The following is a 19083-nucleotide window of genomic DNA, read 5'->3' as shown; positions in this document are numbered from 1 at the left end:
GGTCGGCCATCAATAGCCGCGCTGGGGATCGACCCGGTACGGCATCGGCTCGCCGCGGGCCGCGGCATTGAGCATATTCGCAAGTTCGCCGATCCTCGCGGGCTCCTTTTCTTTCGACCAGCCGGCCCGGTGCGGACTCATCACCGCGTTGTCCAGTTCGTGGAAAGGGAATGCGGAGGGCGGATGCGGCAACCCCTGCTTACGTTCGGTCGCGGAAGGATAGCGGTACCAGACGTCGATGCCGGCCGCGTAGATCCGCCTGGCCTTCAATGTCCGATAAAGCGCCGCCTCTTCCACGATCCCCCCTCGCGCCACGTTGACCAGGACGGCGTTCGCCGGCAGCAGTTCCAGTTCACGCCATCCGATCAAGCCGTCGGTCTCGTGGGTATGCGGGAGACAGACGACGAGCGCCGCCGCGTGCGGCAGGAGCCCCGGGAGGTCGGCGATGGCGTATTCCTCGGCGGCCGGTCCTGGACTGCGCCGCACGCCGGCGACCCGCATGCCCAAGCCCCGGCAGGCCGCAGCGATGCGCCTGCCGATGCGGCCATAGCCGAGGATCAGGGCCAGGCCACCGTCCAGCATCACCGAACCGGGGGCGTTCGAAGACGGCTCTTCCGACCAGTACCCTTGGCGGAACCGCTGGTCGTAGGGCACGATCCGCTTGGCGGCGGCCAGTAGCAGGGCCACCGCCATTTCCGCCGTCGGCCCGATATTGTAGGGCAGGTTGTGCAGGGCTATCTGTGGAAATTCCCGCATGAGATCCAGGGTTGCCAGAGGCACGCCTACCCACGGTACGATCACCGCGCGCAGGCGGGGGCTGCCCTCCAGTTCCCCGGCCGTCGGTTCACCGCTTACCAGGATGTCGAAATCGGCCGTCGACCGGCATTCGCCCGTACTCAGGCGAATGCCGGGATCGAGGCGGCTTTGCAGGTCCGCCAGGTGCTCCGGTCCGGTTTCATGGTTCAAATGGACTTTCAGCATCGATCGCCCGTACTACGCCTCTTGCGCCACTCGCCGCTCGGTCCACTGGTGCAGAAGCAGCGCCGCCAGGATCAGGGCGGTGCCGGCGACGATCCTGAACGAGAGCGGTTCGTCGTTCAGGACGTGGCCCAGGTACAAGGCCAGCACCGGCGAGATCAGGCTGATCATCGCCACCCGCGTCGCGGACAGATGGCTCAGCACATAATAATAGAGCGCGAACCCGACCGTCGTGGCGATCGCGCCGAGATAGGCGATGGCGGCGATACTGCTGGCGGGCAGCAGTTCCGGCCACTCGCCGTCGACCGCCGCCCAGGTCACGAGATAGGCCGGCAGGGCGATCACCAGTCCTCCGGCGACCGTCGTCAGGGCCGGCAGCCGGGCGTCCAGCCGCTTGATGCCGACCGCGCTGAGACACTGCAGAAAGGCGGACAACAGCACGCCGGCAATGCCATAAACGCCCTGCGATCCCAGCTCCAGGGCCGAACCGAAGATGGCCGCAAGGCCGCCCAGTCCCAGCGCATAGCCGGACAGTTTTCCGGCGGTGAGGCTGCGCTCGCCCAGCAGGGCTGCCGCCATCAACGCCGTGAGCAGGGGCGACAGCCCGAACACGACCGAGATCCAGCCCGAAGGAATGAACTGGGAGGCCCAGTACACCGCCAGCATGGCGCCATAGACCTGGATCGACGCGAGCAGGTAGGTGCGGACCGCTTTCCGATGCCAGGGCATGCGGCGGCGCAGCACGAGCATGACCAGCAGCACGCACAGGGTGCCGATGGCCATGCGGCCGGTGACGCCGAACAGATAGCCCGGCCCTTCCCCGCTCCATTTGATGGCGAGCGGAGTCGTGGCCCAGAGCAGGATGACGCTCAGGTAAGCAAGGGAAACGCTCATTTCACACCTCCCGGACGGAAAAAGAAAAAGGCCGCAGATTCGTGGGAACCTGCGGCCTTTTTCGCGAAAACGCCTGTGATCAGACGACTCTCTATGGAACCCCGCAGGCAAGCGCCAGCCCTCGCATCGGCTTGCGCCAAAGATGCGTAAGGCTCACGAAGTCGAAGGGTTTCGGCGAAAGTTTCATGGGTCCGATTCTCGCCGTTGCTCGCCGGTCGAGTCAAGCGTCCTCGCCAATGGGCTCAGGTCAGGACTTCCAGGATGAGGAACAGGACTACCGTGAGTCCGAATCCGCAGCCGATAACGCCGGGTATGCTGGCCATCGGGCCGAGGATCCCGGCGGGCGGCAGCTTGAACTTGTTGCATTGCGGGCAGCGGACCAGTGCCTTGTAGACGGCGTTGTATTCCAACACCATGACCGCGAGGAAAACCGCCAGGAACGCGACCACGCCGAAGCCGCCGTGCGGATAATGGCCGGAGGCGCCCATGAAAAACAGCATCGGCACCGAGAACATCGCGTTGCTGCGCGAGGCCACGCCCGCCGCCGCGAGCGCATCGGCCGCGTCAGGTAGCGGCTCGCCGCCCGCCGCCACGCCTTCCGCGGAGGCGATGACGATCTTCTGGTTGGGCCAGATCACCAGCCACACGTTCAGGAACATCAAGGTGCCGAGCAGGGCGCCGACGTAGATGTCGATCGACATACCGCCGCCCCGGCCCCCCATGATGGCGACACCGGTCAGGAAGGTCACCATCGCCCCCCAGCGGAACCACCACAGCGCCCTTGGCGCAAGCTTGCGCAGCACGTCCGATTTGGCGCCGGCGTCCGCTTCCTTCATGTATTCGGTCTGGACGAAATTGAAATAATAGAGCAGCCCGATCCAGGTGATGCCGCCCAGAAAATGCCCCCAACGCAACAGCATTTCGATGCCGGCTTTGGTCGTGATGATTTCCATGTGTTCCTCCTCAAGGGTTGTTATTGGCGTTGTAGTATGTTGTGGTGGACGGTGGCTGCCGGGATAGCCGGATGAGCGGACTACAGGATTCGTCAAGACCTGTATCCCCGTCACGCTCAAGGTACTGCAGGCGCTGCAAGCTGTGAAGTATTTCTTGGAAGGCATGCCGGCCGGCGTGCGTCCCTTCTTGGTCGAATACCCCGAGGAAAGAAGCGTGAAAATCACGTTCCTTTGCGTGCCAGATGCCGGCATGAAAGCCGCCGTGACTGCCGGAGGTCATGAATGACTGGAATACGCCGGCTCCTGTATCGCCTCGCCACTGTTGCCGTTGCGGTAACGACCGTTACGGCTCAGGCCGATCCGCGTCCCGGCTTCGACTGCGCCAAAGCCAAAGGGTGATCGAAGAAGCCATATGTTCCGACGAGAATCTCGCTGCCCGCGACCGGAGCCTCGCCATGCAATTCGCGCGGCTGGTGCGATGCGAAGTGGCTGTTCGATGACCAAGGATTCGTCGTACTGTTGGGGCACGGGCCGCGTTCGCCCGCCGGCATCGGGGAGTGCGGAATCTTCTCCGTCGGATTGCGCTATTGTCCAAGAAAATCCGGCGCTTTATCCTTAGGCTTCGACAGCCGGATGTCGAAGCCGGCGCCGGTCGAAGGGTATGAACCCTGACCGGCAATCAGTCCAACCAACAAATACAAGGCAACCACGGAGATTCCATGTTCAACGTCAAACAAATCTGCGGGGCCGTGACCGGCCTGCTTCTTTCCTCGAGTGCCGTCTGGGCAGCGAGTTGCGCCGACCTGGAAAAGCAGGGGCTGACCTACGACAACATGAAATCCACGATCAGCAGCGTGGTTTCGCTGGATAACGGCGGCTTGGGTTTCCCGATGTGGCTGACTCTGGTGGACGGCAGCGGCACCATCTGCAACGTCACCAATTCTCTGAGCGCATCGCAGGACGTGACGGCAGACATCTGGCTGGGCAGCCGTAACATTTCCGCCCAGAAAGCCAATGCGGCCAATGCCTTCAGCACCGGCGAGCTCGCTCTGTCGACCGCCAACCTCTACACCGCGACCCAGCCCAGCGGCAGCCTCTACGGCTTGCAGGCCAGCAATCCGATCGATGCGGCCTCGTCCTACGGCGGTAACTCCGCCAAATTCGGCGCCAAGAACGATCCGCTGAAGGGCAAGCGCATCGGCGGCATCAACGTGTTCGGCGGCGGGCTCGCGCTCTACAATTCAGCCAAGCAGAAGGTCGGCGCGATCGGCGTTTCGGGGGACACCTCCTGTACCGACCATGTCGTCGCCTGGAAGGTGCGCGAATTGCTGGCGGGTGGCGCCTTCGCCGTCAAGAACGTCCCGGCCGGTGTTTCCCCCGGCAATAACGACGCGATGATCCAGGACATCGTCAAGGACAACGGCATCGGCAACCAGGCCAGCTTGAGCGGATTCGGGCACCCGACCTGCATCAACAATCCCGGGCCGGGTGTGAATGCCGGTTCGATCTACGGTCCGGCTCAATAAGTCAACGGCGAAAGCCGGTTTTGCCGCGCAAAAAACGCCGACGTTCGTCGGCGTTTTCGTTTCCCCTTGTTTTCCGGAAAGCGTTTGAGTTCGAAGCGGGAGAAAGCCTCGCGGCGGTCAGTCGTGCCCGGTTTCCAAACCGCCAAGCGGCGCCAGCCGATCGAGCGGACGAAAAGAATCGGCGGCCATGTGTTCTCCTGCCTTGAAGGTGCCCGGCGTTTCGCCGAACCGGCGCCGGAACAGCCGGTTGAAATAAGACAAGTCATTGAAGCCTGATGCGAAAGCGATCTCGCCGATGCGAAGGTGCCGATGCTTCGGGTCGCACAGCAGCCGGCGCGCCCGCTCCAGCCGCAGGCGGTTGACCATTTCAGTGAAGCTCTCTCCGGTTTCTGCAATCAGATCATGCAGATACCGTTCGGAAATGTTCAAGGCCCGCGCCGCCGCGGTTACCGACAGCTGGGGGTGATGATGATGGTCTTGCAGGTATTGTTTCAATGCCGCCAACCGGGCCGCGCGCAAGCCGTAAAGCCTTGCCTCGTGTTCGGCCTCTCGGGTCGGCCCCAACAGCAGGGCGAGCAGGTCCAGGACGTGGTTGCCGGCAAGCCGGGTGAGCCGGGAATCCTCGGCAACCGGCGGCGTATTGCTCAGCAGCATCAGATACTGCGACAGCAATCGCAGCAGCGCCTGATCCGCGTGGAGTGCGCCGATGCACCGCTCCGCATTGGGCGCCTTATGCAGCATTTCCTCCCGGGGGATCACCAGATTCAGACTCTCGCAGTATCGGCCGGCCGGTGGAATGAGCGAGGCTTCGAAGGGTTTGCCGTACGAATAGCCGGTAGCGCTGAAGCCGTCCAGCAGCGTTCTTTCTTTTTGGCGCAAGGTCTCGCTGCGTCCGCTCAGGTTGATGTGGAAGCAGAACCCGTCGAAGCCGTCCCATTCGATCCATCGGCGGGACCGGGTAAAAGTCGCCGCGCTGAACGATACCTTATAGGCATCGATATTCCCCAAGGAAAGCCATTCGACCCGCCCGAAAAAAGGGCGCCGATCGACATGGGCGACATCGACGGCTCCCGGCCCACCGGAGGCCGTTTCCCGCCAGAGATCGAAGCGGTCGCGCTCCGGCAGTTGGTCGCTGGAAAAGACGAGTAGGCTGCCCATGTCGACTCCTGGTTTCACCTGCGTCACACCCCAAAAGCGGACTGTGCTGTCCGGATCAGCCGATTGTCTATCAAAAAAGATGCCAGTGCAGCATGGTTTTTTGTGTTGGATGTACCGGTGAAGACTCGCTGTCGTCGGTGATGCTTCGTTTCCGCCGGGCCGACCCGGCCAGAGCCCTTTGTCAAGAGCCTGACGCCCGGTGTTATGAAGCGGTTACCGTGTTAGCCGTCCGGCCTGCTGCAATGCCGTGAGCAACCGCAGAAAGGTTTCGCTGGCGTCGTGGCTGCCGCCTCACCCATCGCCCGGCGCCGTTTCCAGGCAAGGACGCAACGGGGTGTGGCGGGGCACGCGGGTACGGTGGAATCCTCGCGTTGAACGGCGGCGAGGAACCGGTATCCCCGGCGTGGGGCCGTTTCGATGTAGCGCGGTGTCCTCGGGTTATCGCCCAATGCCTTGCGCAGCTCGCTGATGCAGCCTTCCAGCACGGACCCGCTCACATGGCGGTGTCCCCACACCGCGTTCAGCAGTTCGGCTTTGGTGAGCAGCCGGTACGGATTCATCAATAGAAACTTCAATACCGCCAAGGTCTTGGGCCGCAACTGCAACACCTGTCCGTCCCGCGACAGGCGGGCGTTGGCAGTGTCCACCCGAAACGGCATGAAAATCCATGTTTGTGTCGAATCCACAGAGGCTCCCATCTCGATTGAATCCAAGGTGCCCCGCCATGCCGATAGGGATGTTCGGCGCGGGACCGCCGCCGGCTGATTCCGGATGCAGCCTATTGTGAATCACTATTAGGGTTATGAACATAGATCGGTGAAGCTGGAGCCAGTTCCGGCCATCAAGCTTTGAACGCTCCGCTCTGAAATACACAGGGGGCTTGCGGCTCTTCCCACGGATATTTCGAAGTTCGCCGAATTCCACCGACCTGTTTGTCGCCACGGCGGGGCGCTGGTTCGTGTCCAGTCCCGCCGTGGACTGGAGCCTGCTGTTTCCGGCGACGCAGCTTGGCGGTGAACCTGGGACTCATGGCTTGAAGCCTTGACCTTCCTGGGAGCGTATCCCGAAGGCACCGGTGCGTAATTGCTGAACGCGATGTCTAGAAATGATAATGAGTTGCATCTGGCGGTCGGCTGCCACCCTTCCGGCCGTCGGTCGCCATCGCTTCTGGCCGCTGGTCCGCAGCTGGGTCGTTCAAAGGCCCGCGCAGAATCCGGTCTGCCGCCTGCGCGCCGCTCTGCTAGGCGTCTCTGCGAAAAAGCAGCACACTAGACTTCCTCCTGACCACAGGCGGATCCGTCGTGATCGATATCTTTACCCTGTTGACCATTATCGCCCTGGTCTGCTATGGCAAGGCCGGCGTCATCTTTCTCATTGCTTCGCAATATCCGCCCCGGCTCATGCGCGCCATGCGTTGCTGGGCTCTGGGTGTGCTGATGATGGGCACGGATTTCGGTTTACTCGTGCTGTCGGATCTCGGGCTCATCCCCGAATCGCCGGCTCTGGGGAGCGCCGTGACGCTCGGTGTAGGCGGTGCCTTGCTGGTGTTCGTGGCGGTGCAGGAAATCCAGGAGCGGTCCTACAGCAAGACCGCCTTGACGGTATCGGTTCTGTTGACTGCGGCAATGAACGCCTATGTCCTCTACCTGGGCAGCGCCGAGCTCCGCATCGTCATCAACAGTGCCCTCTCGTCCATGGTGACGTTCCTGATCGCGTTCGCTCTTTTGCGTTCCGCACCGCAGTCGGGCCGGTCGATTTACCGGGTCACAGGCACTCTGACCGTGGTCGTCGGCTTGGTCTGGGGAATACGCAGCGCGAACCCGCTGTTCCTGCATCACCCGATTCTGAGTCCGCTGAGCGACAACTGGCTGCAGCAGGTCACGTTTACCGTGCTCCTGGTAGGCACAGGGATCATGTCTTTGTGCTTCGGCCTCATCTTCGCGGAAGAACTCAACGCAGAACTGCATCAACTGGCATCCTTCGACGCGCTGACCCGCATCTATAGGGAACCTCTAAAAATCCGAATTCCATGCTCTCCGATTCGTTCGTACCGGAAAAATTCAGGTTTTCGCGCCCAGGACGGCAAAATTCGGGGTTGATCCGGTCCGCAACGGCCTGTTGCGGGGGTATTTCCCCCGTTTCAGGCCACAGCGGGCAGACCGATCCCGTCCGGGCTTGCCGCCCGGCGGGCCTGCCTTCTGACTTCGTTCGCCGTCAACTGCACCAGACGCTTCATGTTGTAAGCCAGGTTCAGCAGGCCCACCTTCACCCGTGCTCGCTCCAGGCCGATGGTCCGGACGATGTGTCCGTCCATGGCGGCCTGGGCGCCGAAGATGTGTTCCACCCGCGCCCGTACCTTGGATTTGTTGCGGTTCGACGCGGTTTGTTCTTCCGTCAGCGGGGCGGCGCGGGTGCCTTTTTCGTGGATTTGGCTGACCATCCCCGCTTCGGCCAGACGCTCTTCGTGTTTTTCCGAGCGGTAGGCGCTGTCGGCATACACCGGGCGCTTATGGCCTTCGGCATCGGTGGTTTCCGTATCCAGCAGGTCTTCGAAAACCTGGCTGTCGTGGACGTGGGCGGGCGTGACGCTGTAGTCCTGGATCAGCTTGGTGGCCGCGTCGGCGTTGATGTGGTTTTTGTAGCCGTAATGGGTCTCGTGGTTCTTCTTGGTCCAGCGGGCCTCCGTGTCCTTTTGCCGCCGCATGGGGGCGTTCTCGTCATCGTCCCAGCCCTCGGGAATCTCTCCCGCCTTGATCCGGGCGTTCTCTTCCCGGCTGTTGCGCTGGCGCGGCGCTTCGATGAAGGTCGCGTCGATCATCTGCCCGGTTTTGGCCACATAGCCGCGCCGCGCCAGTTGCTCGTTAAAACGGCCAAACAGCACCTCGACCAGACCCAAGGCTTTCAGCCGTTCGCGGAACAGCCACACGGTCTTGGCATCCGGCACCCGGTGTTCCATCCGCAGCCCCAGGAAACGCATGAAGCTCAGCCGATCGCGGATCTGATATTCCAGTCCGTCGTCGGAGAGGTTGTAGAGATGTTGCAGGATCAGTACCTTGAACATCAGCACCCCGTCAAAGGGTTTGGCCCCGGCGTTACTCTTGCGCTCCTTCTCGTGAACCCGGTTGAGATCGGCCCGAAAATCCTCAAAGTCGATTTCCGCCTTGAGCTTGACCAAAGGATCGCCCAAGGCGGTGAGTTGGGCGGCACGCTCGTCGAGATCAAACAGGCCGGGCTGGCGGTGGAAGTTCATGCGGCAATCTCAGTGGCAGGGCTATCCCGGTATTTTCTCAAAGGGACGGTGCAAGGGGGAATTTTTAGAGGTGCCCTATAATCGGCGTGTTTTTGAAGACTTGGCCGGTGAGGAACTTGCCCGAGCACGCATCAAGCGCGAACCCGTTTCCCTGCTCATGATCGACATCGATCACTTCAAGCAGGTGAACGACCGATTCGGCCATGTGGCGGGCGACGTAGCCTTGCACAGGATCGCCGAAATCATGGCGGGCTGTCTGCGGCGCATGGATCTGTTTTGCCGTTATGGGGGCGAAGAATTTTGCGCGCTGCTTCCTGCAACACCCCGAGAGGAAGCGACCGCCATCGCCGAGCGTCTGCGGGTCGCGGCAATGGAAACCCGGCTCCGTTATGGCGAAACCGAAATACCCCTCACAGTGAGCGTAGGTGTCGCTTGTATCGATCAGCCGCCGTTCGACTTGACCGCCATCAAGCAGCACGCCGATCGGGCCCTTTACACCGCCAAGCATACAGGGCGTAACCGCGTTGCCGTTGCCGGATATAGCGGCTCGCCCGTTCGTGATCCATGAATCTGCCAGCCATTCTCCAACTGTCGCCCTGAGCGAACCACGGGGCAATATGACGCTTTGCGTATTTCTCCGTATTGCTAAAGGGAGATTGCGGTATCAAGGTCACTTGACCGGAACATGGCGAGTTAAGGAGCTGAGTGTAACCGTTCATTCCCCCCATTTTTTGCTGGGATCGCGGCCATCTTGGCCACTTTTTCAGCGGGCGGGACACCCGCACTCCCAGGGGACTGAACGGTTACGGATGGCATGCGGTTCGTGAGTGTTCAGCAAGTATGGCCTCAAAAAGTCGGGAGCGCTGCTTTCAGTGCCCAGTGTCGATCACGCGGACCAAAGCCGTTTCCGCCCGGCGGCACCGCGGTTCGCCGGGTTGGTCTGCGTAACGGCGTACTCATCCTTCGGCGCGCCTGATTCGGTCTACTTCAACCCAAAAAGGGCGAAACCGACAACGAGCGCAGCCGCGAACGTCGCACCGATGAGAAATGGAAAGAGCAAGTTCCGCTTGTTTCGCCGGATATACCGTCTTATCCTGCGTGTCAGCGATGGGTGTTCTGCCATCTGCCGGATCATACAAAGTGGATCATTGTAAAAACCATAGTCCATGTCCGGCAAAAGCCCGGATATTATCGAGAAATGGTGTGTTTCCAGTTTCGAATCAATGCATCTGGCAAGTCTAGAGCAAAGGCCTCCAGGAAATAGAAAAGGCAGGATTTTTCGTCGTCTTACCGGTGGGCCGGCTTCTTCGGCTGTCGCAGGAAACCGGGTCGGCGTTCTACCGGGATTTGGCTCGGCGGGGGGCGAGAAAAGCCAAGGCCGACTGCGGACTGGTGGAATGTCAGGCGGAGTGGAACCGGTAATGCCAGATCTGCTGACTTTCGGTGCCTTGACACCGGCCGGCCTGAATTGGTCGAGCCGAGACCAGCGAAGTCATCAGTGGGCCTGTTCAGGGCGCGAAACAATTCTAATATTCAAACGCAAAAGGGCATTAGTTTTGTAAGCGGGGGTATCGGCCAGGACCAGCGGGACGAGTTGCGGGGCATTAAAGGTCAGTTCAACTTGCATTTATTGTTCGCAGTACAACAGAAAGGAGAATATCTAAGCGACGTGCAAGTTGAAATAACATCAGCCCATGGAACATCAATGCTTGGTGCAATGTCGGCAGGACCGCACTTCTACGCCAAACTCCCGAGTGGGCGCTACAAAGTGATGGCAGAACGTGACGCGTATACACTAAGCCAATCTGTATCGGTTGGCGGAGGTGAAAGAAAGTCCGTAGTATTCAGGTTTCCACTCAAGCGAGGCGACTGACCTCTGTCTTCGAAATTCGCGATGTGAAGCGAGTTGATCCTTTTACTTTTCGCCGTGCGGGACCGCATGAGGCTCAACATAAGAAGCGACTATTCCAGCTACAGCCAACAAGGGAGAGGTCGGTGAAAATATCGCCGACCTAAATCCCCCGGCACCCTGGCGATGATCTCGAAGTAACGCTTTTCCTGAACTAAAAATGTCCACCCGCTATCTCTCTTGAGGCATCTGCATGGCAAAAATCAAACTTCTCTCAGCTTTCCTCAGGGTCAGTCTTGCCTTTACAGGTTTGGCCAACATCGCTCCCGGCTGGGCCGAAGGCGAGTGCGACGGATTAACATCTACACCGGGCGTGGTTCAAAGGCACAGAGTAATCGAAGGCACGCCGAGGGACGACGTCATTATTGGCACCCCTGGCGACGACCACATCCAGGGGTCGGGCGGCAATGACACCATCTGTGGCGAGGGTGGCAACGATACCATCTCAGGCGGCAATGGAGACGATACCATTTTCGGCGGCAGCGGAGACGACCACCTCGCGGGTAAGAATGGAAAGGACCACACAGAAGGCGGCCCTGGCGACGACCAGATTAGCGGCGGAAACGGCAAAGACAGCCTTTTTGGGGGTGCAGGTGACGACAACCTCGCAGGCGGCAACGGGAAAGACCTCATGCATGGCGGAGAAGGCAATGACGACCTCAGCGGAGGCAACGGAAACGACGAGCTATGGGGGGATGAAGGAGAGGACCGACTTAAAGGTGGTAACGGCCGTGACGAACTTCATTACGACCAAAGTGATTTCGACAACACGGTCTGCCGCCGTCCTGATGTCTGCTTCACAACGGCGGATTGAAACTCCAGAGATTCCAGGGCGGACCAAAACAGGTTCGGGCTAACGGTCATGGCGACCAGCCGCCCTGGATGATGATAGGGGGCGGGGAGGCGAAAGCCTTCCCGCCCCCTATCCCAGAGGGAGAAGGGAGTAAAGGTGCTGCGACTTTCACGTTAACTCGATCGATGGGCTTCGTAAACTCGGCGCATCTGCTCAATGCTGCTGCGGCATTCGGATATCAGGAAACGATACGCTATGCCCATCTGTCGCCGGTGAATGGGGCGGCGAAGGCGCTTGAGGGAAAGCGGTCACGATTTGGTCGCGTCGTGACCTCGGATAACTTGGAGAATTGGTCGGGGTGAGAGGATTCGAACCTCCGGCCACTGCCTCCCGAAAGCAGTGCTCTACCAGGCTGAGCTACACCCCGAAATCTGGCTGAACAGATTTTTCAATAACCGCGATCAACAGCGAACCGTGCAAGAGCGATCAAAGCATCCTTATAATCACTCTCGGGAAGATGGGTAACCTGCTCGACAGCTTTGTTCGCAGCATCCCTGGCACGCCGCTCAGTATACGAGATTGCGTCGGTCGACTCAATCACCGCGTACACTTTTTTGAACTGTTCCCGCTCGCCCTGCTCTATCGCTTGCCGCAAGATGTCCGCATCCGCGCCTGAGGATTGGGACAGCGCGTAGATCAATGGCAAGGTCGGCTTGCCTTCGGCGAGGTCATCCCCGAGATTCTTGCCCCATTCTTCGGGGTCGGCCATGTAGTCCAACACGTCGTCCTTGAGCTGGAAGGCCATGCCGAGATACGTCCCATAATTTTTCAGGGACTCTTCGATTTCGGGAGATGACCCGGTAAGCACCGCGCCAAGCTGGGCGGCCGCGCTGAACAATATCGCCGTCTTGCGGGAGATGACATCCAGGTATCGTCCCTCATCGGTCGCTGGATTATTGCAATTGAGCAGTTGCAATACCTCGCCCTCGGCGATGGCCGTGGTGGTGCGCGACAGAATGTCCATCACTCGCATGTTCTGAACCCGCACCATCAGTTCGAACGAGCGCGAGTACAGATAATCCCCTACCAATACGCTCGCGGAATTGCCCCACAGGGCATTGGCCGAGTCCTGTCCTCTGCGCAACGCGGATTCGTCGACGACGTCATCGTGCAGCAGCGTTGCGGTGTGGATGAACTCGATGACTGCCGCCAGGGTGATATGGTGGTCACCCGGATAACTCAATGCCTTGGCCGAGAGTAAATGAAGCATCGGGCGCAGGCGCTTGCCCCCGCTGCCGACGATGTACTGCCCGATCTGATTGATGAGTACTACATCGGAATGCAGTTCGCGCAGGATCAAGCGATCGACCGCCGCCGCCTCGTCGTCGACGAGACGCCGGATACCGGCAAAAACCTCGCGGGAATTGCGAAGATCGGCGGACCCTGGATCGGAGACAGCTTGACTATTCATTGAGTTGTTATAGCGCGCCCGCCAACAAAAAAACCCATCCATGTTAGATACTTGTACGACATGTGTCAAGGTGCGCCGATGCGGCTTTCTGGCGCCGAGGTTGCATGGGTAATCGCATGCATATCAGTCGATGGCGGTGGCGGCGCATTCACCCAGAACTTTCGACAACAGGGCGATGCCCCGCTCGATCTTGTCCGGCGTCGCATGGCTGAAATTCAGCCGCAAGGCCGGATAGCGCTGCTCCGCAACCGGGAAAAACAGCTCTCCCGGCATGAATGCCACGTCATGGTTCAGCGCCACCTTGAGCGCGGCCAGGGTGTCTATGTTCTCGACCAGTCGCAGCCAGAAGAACAGACCGCCGGCCGGTGCAGACCATTCCGCCAGGCCGTTGAAATGTCGGTCCAGGGCAGCTTGCATCGTATCCCGGCGGTCGGCATAGACGCCGTTCATGTGCGCCATGTGCTTCCCGAAGTCGCTGGAGGCGAGGAAGCGCGTCAGCCAAGCCTGGCCGGTTCGGCCGGTGTGAAGATCGCTCGATTGCTTGAGGCGGACGAGCCAAGGGAACAAGGCGGGGGACGACGCGAGGTAGCCGACGCGCAATCCCGGAGCCGTAATCTTGGAAAAGCTGCCCAGATATATCCAGGGCGCCCGCTCGAGATATGCACAGACCGGCGTTCTGTCGCATGACGTATAGACCAGATCCCGATAGGGGTCGTCTTCCACCAGCGGAGTGCCGGTCTCATCCAGTACCGCCGCGACGGCGCGGCGCGCCCCATCGGTGTAACAGCATCCCGAGGGGTTTTGGAAGCTGGGGATGAGATACACGAAAGCGGGCCGGTGGCGGACGATGGCCGTTTTCAGCGCATCCGGATCGATGCCTTCGGCCTGCAAGGGCAGGCCGTGAAACTCCGCGCCATAGACCCGGAAGCATTGGAGCGCGGCCAGGTACGTCGGTGATTCCAGCAGCACCGGCGTTCCTTCGTCGATGAACAGTTTGCCGACCAGGTCGATACCCTGCTGGGAGCCTGTCGTTACCAGCACCTGTTCGACTTGGCACCGAAGCCCGAGGCCCGAAAGCCCCCGGGCAATCAGCTCCCGCAACGCCGGCTCCCCTTCGCTGGGACCGTATTGGCGGGAATCTGCGGCGCAGGCGCCGAAATCCAGCTCCGGCATCAGCTCTTCCGCCGGCAGGCCGCCGGCGAAAGAGATGACCCCGGGCCGCTGAGTGATCTGCAGGATGTCCCGGATGAGGGAGCTGGTAAGGCGTTCGGTTCGGCGGGAAAGTCGATGCGTCATGAGAATCCGGCGTGGTTGATCGAGCCAATTCGGCTGCGTGGTTCCGAAAAAATCCGAGCAAAGTTCGCCGCGGCCCCGGTCATGAGAAGAAGCCAAAGGCTGACAGCGTTTGCAAGTTCTTGACTATACAACATCAGGGCCACGCGTCCTTGCGTTGCGGGAACAAACGGAATTGCGGCGCCTTCCCCCTCGAACCGCAAAGCCGAGGGACATATGGCGGGAAAATTTGCAACGACTTGCGAACTAAACGTGGTCTTGATCGCGGAATTTGGTTAGTATTACCGCCCGATTACGGAAGACGAGGCCGTCAGGCGTCGGCTTCCGTTAGCGCCGCGTTGTAGCCGGGCAGGTACCGGCGGGTCGACGGGCAGAGGGATACGACGGCAGTCACCCGGCTCCAGACTCCACACAACGATAACTACGATACCCGAGGAGACTCAGTCGATATGAAAATTCAGAATGTCCTGTCCAAGTTCGCCGCTTTGCTGGTTGCCGGTTCCTTGAGCTTCGGCGCTTTCGCCGCGGAAGACGCCGCCGGCGTGAAGAAAGCCACCGAAGAAGCACTCAAGGCATCCCAGGAGGCGCTGGAACAGGCCAAGAGCGGCCAGAAGGATGCAGCCATCGCGAGCGCGAAGCTCTACCGTCAGAAGGCTAAGGAAATCACCGGCGCCGGTGCAGGCATTTCGCTGCAGAAGGCCATGGGGTATGCCAAGGAAGCCGCGACGGATCTCGAAGCCGGCAACAACGCCGCTGCTGTCGAGAAGCTGACCGACGTCGTGAACCGCATGACGGCGATCAACAACGAGACGAAGTAAGCTCGTTGCATTTCGCTGGCGGCTTGCCCGCCGGAAATGGAAGGCGGGGCGGAGACGCTCCGCCTTTTTTCATTCCATTCGCGGCCGTATTCCTGGCGCTTACGGCGCGTCCCGCACCCCGGCACCGGGCAGGTAGTCGGGCGTGCCGGCTTCCGGGTGGGTTTCCATGTAGGCGCGGAAACCGGCGAATACCGGCCAGGTGACCGTCTCCATGCCGCTCGCGGCCAACAAGCCGATGCCGGCAAAGGTGCGCTCCACCCAAGTCGGATGGGTTTTCATCTGGAAGTCCCTTTGCAGGGTCTCCTCATCGTCGGTCATCAAGGCATAAGTCAGGCGCGTATTGTGGAACGCCATGGGCTGAGCCGGCCGGTCCGGCGTCGCGGGCTCCGTGCCGCAGCCGGCCAGAAGGGACATCAGCGCTGAAACCGCCAATTTCGAAGGCTTTTCCACGATAGTCTTCGGTAAAGAAGCCGCAATGTTCGGAAGCCTACCATGGATGGCATGGCGAGGGGCAGGTGCCCGTCGCATTCCAATGATTGATTGAGAATACCAGTACATCCGGCAAATGCTCGGTAGAGGAGGGCTCGATGCACCTGCCGTTCCCTTCGAAGGGACTTTACGCGATCACGCCTGATCGGTTGCGGGGCGATGCGCTGCTTGCCGCCGTGGAACTCGCCGTCCTTGGGGGCGTCGCGGTGCTGCAATACCGGCCCAAGTCGGGATCGGCGAAAGATCACTTGGCCGAAGGGGGCCGGTTACTCAACGCCTGTCGCGCCGCGGGCATTCCTTTGATCATCAACGACAGTCCGCGGCTGGCGGCGGAGATAGGCGCGGACGGAGTGCACCTGGGCAAGGACGACGGCGGGGTGGCCGCAGCGCGGAGCGTAATCGGCACCCGGGCAATCGTCGGTGTTTCCTGTTATGACTCGCTGGATCGGGCGCTCCGTGCGGAAGTCGATGGGGCGGATTACGTCGCCTTCGGGGCGTTTTTCCCGTCGTCGACCAAACCCGGCGCTCCGCGTGCCCGGCTGGAGACTCTGCGGGAGGCGAGAACCCGCTTGAGCGTCCCCGTCGTCGCCATCGGCGGCATAGACGCCGCTAAGGCCGGTCAAGTCATTGGGGCCGGCGCGGACCTGGTCGCGGTCGTCGAGGCCGTGTTCGGGGCATCGGATGTCGCACGTGCGGCATCCGAACTGCGCAGCCTTTTTCACTCTCCGCCGAAACGGCGACCGCTCCGTGACGGCGGGTGAAACAACCGTTTTGTACGATCCCATTGTCCTCGGGATAGAACGGCGGCATCATATCCGGTTAACGCTTTAATCAACCGAAGGGTCGAGAATCGCCATGATCGCAAGCAATCCATCCCTCAACTCCCAGTCCGCGGCCAACACGGATACCGATCCGGAGGAAACCAGGGAGTGGCTGGACGCGCTTGCAGCCGTCATCGAAGCGGAAGGCGTCGAGCGGGCGCATTTCCTGATAGAAAAACTTGTCGACAAGGCGCGCCGCTCCGGTGCGAATCTGCCTTACAAGGCTCACACCGCCTACATCAATACTATTCCGCCGCACGCCGAGGTTCGCAGCCCGGGTGATGCCGGCATCGAACACCGCATCCGCTGCTACCTGCGCTGGAACGCCATGGCCATGGTGGTGCGGGCGAACCAGAAATCCACCGAGTATGGCGGGCACATTTCCAGCTTCGCCTCCTCGGCCACGCTCTACGATGTCGGCTTCAACCATTTCTTCCATGCCCCCGACCGCGACCACGGCGGCGACCTGGTGTTTTTCCAGGGCCATTCCGCGCCCGGCATCTATGCCAGGGCCTTCCTGGAGGGGCGGCTGACGGAAGAGCATCTGGACCGGTTCCGTGCCGAAGTGGGCGGCGGCGGGCTGTCTTCCTACCCGCATCCCTGGCTGATGCCGGATTTCTGGCAATTCCCCACCGTCTCCATGGGCCTCGGGCCGCTGATGGCGATCTATCAGGCGCGGTTCATGAAATACCTGGCCGACCGCAAGATCCTGCTGAATGCCGAGGGCCGCAAGGTCTGGTGCTTCTGCGGCGACGGCGAGATGGACGAGCCGGAATCGATGGGCGCCATCGGCCTCGCCGGCCGGGAAAAGCTGGACAACCTGATCTTCGTGGTCAACTGCAACCTGCAGCGCCTGGACGGGCCGGTGCGCGGCGACGGCAAGATCATCCAGGATCTGGAAGCCGAATTCCGCGGCGCCGGCTGGAACGTCATCAAGGTGATCTGGGGTTCGCATTGGGATGCGCTGCTGGCGCGCGACACCAAGGGCCTCCTGCAGCAGCGCATGGAGGAGGTGGTGGATGGCGAATACCAGACCTACAAGGCAAAGGACGGCGCCTATGTCCGCAAGCATTTCTTCGGCAAATATCCCGAGTTACTGGAGATGGTCGCCAACATGTCCGACGAGGACATCTGGCACCTGAACCGGGGCGGCCACGACCCGCACAAGGTGTACGCCGCCTACGCCGCCGCGGTGGCGCACAAAGGACAGCCGACGGTGATCCTGGCCAAGACCATCAAGGGCTACGGCATGGGCCGGGCCGGCGAAGGCCAGATGGGCGCGCATCAGCAGAAAAAGCTGGACGCGGACGCGCTCAAGGCTTTCCGCGACCGTTTCAACATCCCGATTCCGGACGACAAGGTGCATGAGGCACCTTATTACAAGCCGGCCGAGGACAGCCCCGAGATGGTCTATCTGCAGGAGCGCCGCAAGGCCCTGGGCGGTTACCTGCCGCAAAGGCGGAAGGAGGCTCCCCATCTGCAGGTGCCCGAGCTGAGCATCTTCGAGACGATGCTGAAAAGCTCGGAAGATCGCGAGATGTCCACCACCATGGTCTTCGTCCGCCTGCTCTCGTCCCTGTTGCGCGACAAGGAGCTGGGCCGCTACGTGGTGCCGATCGTCCCCGACGAGGCCCGCACTTTCGGCATGGAGGGTCTGTTCCGGCAATACAGCATCTATTCCTCGGTCGGCCAGCTCTACGAGCCGCAGGATGCCGATACCGTGATGTTCTACCGCGAGGACAAATCCGGCCAGATTCTGGAGGAGGGCATCTGCGAAGCCGGTGCGATGTGCGACTGGATCGCCGCCGGCACGGCGTTCAGCAACCACAACGTGCAGATGATCCCGTTCTACATCTACTACTCGATGTTCGGCTTCCAGCGCGTCGGCGACCTCATGTGGGCGGCGGGCGACATGCAGGCCCGCGGCTTCCTCATGGGCGGCACCGCCGGACGCACCACCCTGGCCGGCGAAGGTCTGCAGCACCAGGACGGCCACAGCCACCTGATCATGGGCGCCATCCCCAACTGCATCACCTACGATCCGACCTTCGCCTACGAGCTGGCGATCATCGTGCACGACGGTCTGCGCCGGATGTATCAGGAGGGCGAAAACGTCTTCTACTACATCACCGTGATGAACGAGAACTACACCCATCCCGCCCTGCCGGAAGGGGTCGAGGACGGCATCATCAAAGGCTTGTACAAGTTCCGCGATGCCGGCAAGGACGAGGCGGTGCAGCTCCTCGGCAGCGGCACCATTCTGCGCGAAGTCATCAAGGCCGCGGAGCTGCTGGAAGCCGATTGCGGCATCAAGGCCGGCATCTGGAGCGCCACCAGCTTCAACCAGTTGCGCCGCGACGGCCTGGAAGTTTCGCGCTGGAACCTGCTGCATCCGGAACAGCCGCGGAAAACCAGCTACGTCGAGCAATGCCTGGCCGCAACCAACGGCCCCGTCGTCGCGGCGACGGACTACGTCAAGGCCTATCCGGACCTGATCCGTGAGTTCGTGCCCCGGCGTTACACCGTGCTGGGCACCGACGGCTTCGGCCGCAGCGACCGCCGTTCGGCGTTGCGCCAGTTCTTCGAGGTGGACAGCCGCCATATCGCCTTCGCGGCCCTGAAGTCGCTGGCCGACGAAGGCGGAATCGAAAAATCCAAGCTGGCGGATGCGATGACCCGCTGGGGCATCGATCCAGACAAGACCAACCCCATCGGGTGCTGAGGAGGATA

General features: G+C 61.1%; 16 protein-coding genes and 1 tRNA gene. 7 read left to right on the top strand and 10 right to left on the bottom strand.

All coding sequences use genetic code 11. From position 1 onward, the window contains the following. Positions 1-9: 9 nt before the first annotated feature. The 3 genes from ABZN20_RS12350 to ABZN20_RS12340 form a co-directional block, all read right to left on the bottom strand. A complete protein-coding gene (locus ABZN20_RS12350) occupies positions 10-981 on the bottom strand; it encodes a 2-hydroxyacid dehydrogenase (protein WP_367025455.1) in 972 nt (323 codons plus the stop codon). Positions 982-993: 12 nt separating this feature from the next. Next, positions 994-1872, bottom strand: coding sequence for a DMT family transporter (locus tag ABZN20_RS12345; RefSeq protein WP_367025454.1), 879 nt, complete (start codon positions 1870-1872; stop codon positions 994-996). A gap of 242 nt (positions 1873-2114) precedes the next feature. Then, a complete protein-coding gene (locus ABZN20_RS12340) occupies positions 2115-2825 on the bottom strand; it encodes a urate hydroxylase PuuD (protein ID WP_367025453.1) in 711 nt (236 codons plus the stop codon). A gap of 719 nt (positions 2826-3544) precedes the next feature. Here ABZN20_RS12340 and ABZN20_RS12335 point away from each other — a divergent pair. Continuing rightward, positions 3545-4351, top strand: coding sequence for a GlcG/HbpS family heme-binding protein (locus ABZN20_RS12335; RefSeq protein WP_255556646.1), 807 nt, complete (start codon positions 3545-3547; stop codon positions 4349-4351). Between the two features lie 117 nt (positions 4352-4468). Here the strand turns inward: ABZN20_RS12335 and ABZN20_RS12330 are convergent, their stop codons facing one another. Then, positions 4469-5509 carry an AraC family transcriptional regulator gene (locus ABZN20_RS12330; RefSeq protein ID WP_367025452.1) on the bottom strand — a complete coding sequence of 347 codons (1041 nt, stop codon included), beginning with the start codon at positions 5507-5509 and terminating at the stop codon, positions 4469-4471. A 221-nt stretch (positions 5510-5730) separates the two neighbouring features. After that, positions 5731-6168, bottom strand: coding sequence for a winged helix-turn-helix domain-containing protein (locus tag ABZN20_RS12325; RefSeq protein ID WP_367025451.1), 438 nt, complete (start codon positions 6166-6168; stop codon positions 5731-5733). A 642-nt stretch (positions 6169-6810) separates the two neighbouring features. On the opposite strand from ABZN20_RS12325, the gene ABZN20_RS12320 reads away from it, so the two are divergent. Further along, on the top strand, positions 6811-7608 hold the full coding sequence (locus ABZN20_RS12320) for a hypothetical protein (protein ID WP_367025450.1): 798 nt from the start codon (positions 6811-6813) through the stop codon (positions 7606-7608). Positions 7609-7649: 41 nt separating this feature from the next. On the opposite strand, the gene ABZN20_RS12315 is transcribed toward ABZN20_RS12320, so the two are convergent. Next, complete coding sequence (locus ABZN20_RS12315; RefSeq protein WP_367025449.1) at positions 7650-8759, bottom strand: IS5 family transposase; 1110 nt, start codon at positions 8757-8759, stop codon at positions 7650-7652. Here ABZN20_RS12315 and ABZN20_RS12310 point away from each other — a divergent pair. Beyond that, positions 8758-9327: a GGDEF domain-containing protein gene (locus tag ABZN20_RS12310; protein WP_367025448.1), complete on the top strand. Its 570-nt coding sequence runs from the start codon at positions 8758-8760 to the stop codon at positions 9325-9327. The two genes, ABZN20_RS12315 and ABZN20_RS12310, sit on opposite strands and share 2 nt — an antisense overlap. 1534 nt (positions 9328-10861) lie before the next feature. Next, the gene (locus ABZN20_RS12305; protein WP_367025447.1) at positions 10862-11482 is read left to right on the top strand and encodes a calcium-binding protein; all 621 of its coding nucleotides are present in this window, start codon (positions 10862-10864) and stop codon (positions 11480-11482) included. Positions 11483-11811: 329 nt separating this feature from the next. Here the strand turns inward: ABZN20_RS12305 and ABZN20_RS12300 are convergent. From ABZN20_RS12300 to ABZN20_RS12290, 3 genes are all read right to left on the bottom strand, one after another. After that, positions 11812-11888 (bottom strand) — tRNA-Pro (locus ABZN20_RS12300). Between the two features lie 21 nt (positions 11889-11909). Continuing rightward, entirely contained in the window at positions 11910-12932 is a 1023-nt protein-coding gene (locus tag ABZN20_RS12295; RefSeq protein WP_218808462.1) for a polyprenyl synthetase family protein, read from the bottom strand. Between the two features lie 123 nt (positions 12933-13055). After that, positions 13056-14228, bottom strand: a complete 1173-nt coding sequence (locus ABZN20_RS12290) for a PLP-dependent aminotransferase family protein (protein ID WP_367025446.1) — start codon at positions 14226-14228, stop codon at positions 13056-13058. Positions 14229-14674: 446 nt separating this feature from the next. Here ABZN20_RS12290 and ABZN20_RS12285 point away from each other — a divergent pair, with 446 nt between their 5' ends. Continuing rightward, a complete protein-coding gene (locus ABZN20_RS12285) occupies positions 14675-15043 on the top strand; it encodes a hypothetical protein (protein ID WP_367025445.1) in 369 nt (122 codons plus the stop codon). Between the two features lie 99 nt (positions 15044-15142). Here ABZN20_RS12285 and ABZN20_RS12280 read toward each other — a convergent pair whose 3' ends face one another. Further along, a complete protein-coding gene (locus ABZN20_RS12280) occupies positions 15143-15493 on the bottom strand; it encodes a hypothetical protein (RefSeq protein WP_367025444.1) in 351 nt (116 codons plus the stop codon). A gap of 137 nt (positions 15494-15630) precedes the next feature. Here ABZN20_RS12280 and thiE point away from each other — a divergent pair, with 137 nt between their 5' ends. Together thiE and aceE are read left to right on the top strand one after the other, a co-directional pair. Beyond that, positions 15631-16293: a thiamine phosphate synthase gene (thiE, locus tag ABZN20_RS12275; RefSeq protein WP_367025443.1), complete on the top strand. Its 663-nt coding sequence runs from the start codon at positions 15631-15633 to the stop codon at positions 16291-16293. A gap of 94 nt (positions 16294-16387) precedes the next feature. Then, positions 16388-19075 carry a pyruvate dehydrogenase (acetyl-transferring), homodimeric type gene (aceE, locus tag ABZN20_RS12270; RefSeq protein ID WP_367025442.1) on the top strand — a complete coding sequence of 896 codons (2688 nt, stop codon included), beginning with the start codon at positions 16388-16390 and terminating at the stop codon, positions 19073-19075. The last annotated feature ends 8 nt before the right edge of the window (positions 19076-19083 follow it).

The organism is Methylococcus sp. ANG, assembly GCF_040730495.1.
Lineage (GTDB): Bacteria > Pseudomonadota > Gammaproteobacteria > Methylococcales > Methylococcaceae > Methylococcus.
Note: the sequence above shows the minus strand (reverse complement) of the source record. Positions and strands in the feature narration are given on the sequence as shown.